Genomic DNA, 1049 nt, shown 5'->3' on the forward strand with positions numbered 1-1049 from the left:
CATTGACCAGCCTACAATCTTACGTGAAAAAACGTCGATATTCACGGCTAAGTATAAGGTGCCTTCTTTGGTAGGGATATAGGTCATGTCTCCCAGCCATACTTTATTAGGAGCTGTTGCTTTAAAGATCTGATTAATTAAATTGGGTCTTGAAAGCGAAGCTCCTTTTCTGTTGTAATGTTTATATTTATAACGGCTTCCCTTGGCATAAAGTCCCATCAAGTGCATCAGTTTCCCAACACGTTTCGTGTTGGTCATAATACCAGTATTATGAAGTACCTTGGTAATTCTAACCGCACCATAGCGTCCCTTATGCTCATGAAAGACAGCTTTTATCTTCTCTGAGAGAATTTCTCTCTCCACTTGTTGTTTTGAAGGACGACGATGCATGTATTCATAGAAACCTGAGCGAGAAACCTTAAGAACTTTTACTGCATGCTTAATTTTTATCTTCCCATGATGTTTCAAGAGAAATTCAAAACGTTTTACTTGCTTCGCTTCAAGAAGACCCGGAACTTTTTTAGAAGTTCAAGTTCCTCCTGAAGATAACGATTTTCTTTCTCTAACAATTTAATCTTATGTTGGGCATCAGCTAGGGCTGTCCCATTGCCTGGAAAAGCACTTTCTCCATATTCTTCAACTTCTTGAACCCAGCGATAAAGACTATTGGCATGAACCTCAAGCTCTTGGCTGACTTCTTTAACAGAGTAACCCTCTTCAAGAATGAGTTTTACTGCAGAATTTTTAAATTGTTTATCGAATTTTCTTCTTGCCATAATAAACCTTTCCACGATTTCTCTTAACTTTGTGTCTAGTTTATTATAACCTTTCCATTCGGAGGTCTTTTCTTATGGTCAAATATTCCATAGAATTAAAACAACGCGTTATTCAAGATTATTTATCTGGCAAGGGAGGCTCTACCTATCTTGCTAAACTGCACAACGTAGGTTCATCTAGTCAGGTTAGACACTGGATTCGCAATTATCGAGCAGAGGGACTTCCTACAGCTCACTCCAAAGTCAATAAAAATTATTCTATGGAGTTGAAAG

1 protein-coding gene and 1 pseudogene are annotated in these 1049 nt (G+C 38.0%); one reads left to right on the plus strand and one right to left on the minus strand.

Going from position 1 to position 1049, the window contains the following annotated elements; genetic code table 11:
- Nucleotides 1-776: pseudogene (locus ACESR5_RS12005) on the minus strand (IS3 family transposase); the annotation flags it as partial.
- 74 nt (nucleotides 777-850) lie between these two features.
- On the opposite strand from ACESR5_RS12005, the gene ACESR5_RS12010 reads away from it, so the two are divergent.
- On the plus strand, nucleotides 851-1049 hold a 199-nt coding region (locus tag ACESR5_RS12010), incomplete at its 3' end, for a transposase (RefSeq protein ID WP_373155997.1).

The sequence above is a fragment of the Clostridium sp. AUH-JLR23 genome (genome assembly GCF_964238065.1).
In the GTDB taxonomy this organism is placed as follows: Bacteria; Bacillota_I; Bacilli_A; order Erysipelotrichales; family Coprobacillaceae; genus Allocoprobacillus; species Allocoprobacillus merdigallinarum.